The organism is Meiothermus granaticius NBRC 107808, assembly GCF_003574355.1.
Lineage (GTDB): Bacteria > Deinococcota > Deinococci > Deinococcales > Thermaceae > Meiothermus > Meiothermus granaticius.
Window position 1 is genome coordinate 1 of record NZ_QWLB01000081.1, and the last position, 3,306, is coordinate 3,306.

Genomic DNA, 3,306 nt, shown 5'->3' on the forward strand with positions numbered 1-3,306 from the left:
TATCCTTCTCGTTGCGCTCCCGAGAGGGAAAGCGCGAGGAACATGACAAGTAGGGAGTAGAGGGAGAGATTTTGATCTACGTTTTTTGGTTTGAATAGGGCCAAGGGACGTAGAGATAGAATGGGCCATTTTTCGAGAGGGAGATGGCGAGAAGGTCAAGATAGAACGGGCACACGGTGGATGCCCTGGCACCCAAGCCGAAGAAGGACGTGATTACCTGCGAAAAGCCCGGTGGAGCTGGTAGTAAGCCTTGATACCGGGATATCCGAATGGGGGAACCCGGCCTGTGGGGACACAGGTCACTCACGAGAGTGAGAGGGAACCCGGCGAACTGAAACATCTAAGTAGCCGGAGGAGAAGAAAGCGAAAGCGATTTCCCGAGTAGCGGCGAGCGAAACGGAAGGAGCCTAAACCGGTGTGCGTGCACACCGGGGTTGAGGGACCTCGCAACCGAATCTGAAGCCTAGCTGAAGGGTCTGGAAAGGCCTACCGAAGAGGGTGATAGTCCTGTAGGCGAAAGGCGGAGGATAGGGGAGGTATCCCGAGTAGCCTGGGGTTCGTGGAGCTCTGGGTGAATCTGCGCGGCCCACCGCGTAAGGCTAAATACGAATGGGTGACCGATAGTGGACCAGTACCGTGAGGGAAAGGTGAAAAGAACCCCGGGAGGGGAGTGAAATAGAACCTGAAACCGTGTGCTCACAAGCAATCAGAGCTCTTTACAGGGGTTCTGGTGTGCCTATTGAAGCATGAGTCGGCGACTTACGTTAGTCAGCGAGCCTAAGCCGGGAGGTGGAGGCGTAGCGAAAGCGAGTCCGAAGAGGGCGATTGAGTTGGCTGGCGTAGACCCGAAACCTGGAGAGCTAGCCCTGACCAGGTTGAAGCGCGGGTGACACTGCGTGGAGGACCGAACCGGTTGGATATGCAAATCCTTCGGATGAGTTGGGGTTAGGAGTGAAAAGCTAACCGATCCAGGAGATAGCTGGTTCTCCCCGAAATGACTTTAGGGTCAGCCTCGGGTGCTGATTCCGGCCTGTAAAGCACTGATAGGGCTAGGGGGCCTACCAGCCTACCAAACCCTTTCAAACTCTGAAGGGACGGAAGAGGAGCCCGGGAGTGAGGGCACGAGTGATAACATCCGTGTCCGAGCGCTGGAACAACAGAGACCGCCGATTAAGGCCCCCAAGTCTAGGCTAAGTGGATAAGGATGTGAGGTTGCCGAGACAGCCAGGAGGTTGGCTTAGAAGCAGCCACCCTTTAAAGAGTGCGTAATAGCTCACTGGTCGAGTGACCTTGCGCCGAAAATGATCGGGGCTTAAGCCTAGCGCCGAAGTTGCGGGATACAGCGAGAGTTGTATCGGTAGGGGAGCGTTCCCTAAGCCTGAGAAGCCATACCGTGAGGAGTGGTGGAGGTATGGGAAGTGCGAATGCCGACATGAGTAACGATAAACGGGGTGAGAATCCCCGTCGCCGCAAACCCGAGGTTTCCTACGCGATGGTCGTCATCGTAGGGTTAGGCGGGGCCTAAGGATAAGCCGAGAGGCGAAGCCGACGGACAACTGGTTAATAATCCAGTCCTACTTTGCAGTGCGAAGGGGGGACGCTTTAGGCTAGGCGAACCGGAGCCATGGATGAGCCCGGACAGAAACCCAAAGGGGACTATAGGCAAATCCGTAGTCCGATACCGGTGGGTGGTGTGGAAGCCGCAAGGTGACAACTTGCTGAAGCCAGGGAGCCAAGAAAAGCCTCTAAGCATAACTGCGGAGTACCCGTACCGCAAACCGACACAGGTGGGTGGGTGTAAATGCACCAAGGCGCGCGAGAGAACCTTCGCTAAGGAACTTTGCAATCTAGCCCCGTAACTTAGGGAGAAGGGGTGCTCACGGAGACGTGAGCCGCAGTGAATAGGCGCTGGCGACTGTTTACCAAAAACTCAGCTCTGTGCGAACACGTAAGTGGAAGTATACGGAGCGACGCTTGCCCGGTGCTGGAAGGTCAAGGGGAGGGGTGAGAGCCCTGAACTGAAGCCCCAGTGAACGGCGGCCGTAACTATAACGGTCCTAAGGTAGCGAAATTCCTTGTCGGGTAAGTTCCGACCTGCACGAAAAGCGTAACGATCAGCGCGCTGTCTCAGCGAAGGACTCGGTGAAATTGAATTGGCTGTGAAGATGCAGCCTACTCGTGGCAGGACGAAAAGACCCCATGGAGCTTTACTGTAGTCTGGCATTGACTTTCGGTCGTTTCTGCGCAGGATAGGTGGGAGCCTATGAAGCCGGGGCTTTGGTCTTGGTGGAGGCGCTGGTGAGATACCACCCTGAGATGCCTGGAGGTCTAACCCTGAGAAGGGGACAGTGTTTGATGGGCAGTTTGACTGGGGTGGTCGCCTCCTAAAGTGTAACGGAGGCGCCCAAAGGTTCCCTCAGGTGGGACGGAAACCCATCCGAGAGCGCAAGGGTAAAAGGGAGCCTGACTGTGAGGCGAGCAAGCCGAGCAGGAGCGAAAGCTGGGCCTAGTGAACCTGTGGTTCTGTGTGGAAGGGCCATAGATCAACGGATAAAAGTTACCCTGGGGATAACAGGCTGATGATTCCCGAGCGTCCATAGCGGCGGAATCGTTTGGCACCTCGATGTCGGCTCGTCACATCCTGGGGCTGAAGAAGGTCCCAAGGGTTGGGCTGTTCGCCCATTAAAGTGGCACGCGAGCTGGGTTCAGAACGTCGTGAGACAGTTCGGTCTCTATCCGTCACGAGCGGAAGAAGGTTGAGGGGGGCTGCTCCTAGTACGAGAGGACCGGAGTGGACGCACCGCTGGTTTTCCGGCTGTTCTTCCAAGGGCATAAGCCGGGTAGCCAAGTGCGGGAGAGATAACCGCTGAAAGCATCTAAGCGGGAAACTTGCCTCAAGATGAGCCTTCTCACGGAGTAATCCGGTAAGGACCCCGGTAGAATACCGGGTGAATCGGCTGGAGGTGTAAGCGCAGTGATGCGTTGAGCTGACCAGTGCGAATTGTCCGAGGTCTTGACCTTTAGGCAGTGATAAAGATTCTTCCTCTACTTTCTACTTGGAAGGTTCAAGTTTGAGAAAGAAAACACTGTACACCCTTGTGCTCATAGCGGTGTGGTCCCACCCGTTCCCATTCCGAACACGGTCGTGAAACGCACCAGCGCCGATGGTACTTGGACCGAAGGGTCCTGGGAGAGTAGGTCAGTGCAAGGGTTTTATTATTTGCGGGAGTAGCTCAGTTGGTAGAGCACAACCTTGCCAAGGTTGGGGTCGCGGGTTCGAGTCCCGTCTCCCGCTCCATAACCAAA

At 55.8% G+C, this 3,306-nt stretch carries 1 tRNA gene and 2 rRNA genes; all 3 read left to right on the forward strand.

Features of this window, described 5'->3' with window-relative positions:
- Positions 1 to 153 precede the first annotated feature (153 nt).
- Positions 154 to 3,021, forward strand: a 23S ribosomal RNA gene (locus tag Mgrana_RS16435).
- A 73-nt stretch (positions 3,022 to 3,094) separates the two neighbouring features.
- Positions 3,095 to 3,211, forward strand: a 5S ribosomal RNA gene (gene rrf / locus Mgrana_RS16440).
- Positions 3,212 to 3,222: 11 nt separating this feature from the next.
- Positions 3,223 to 3,298: transfer RNA gene (locus Mgrana_RS16445), tRNA-Gly, on the forward strand.
- Positions 3,299 to 3,306 lie beyond the last annotated feature (8 nt).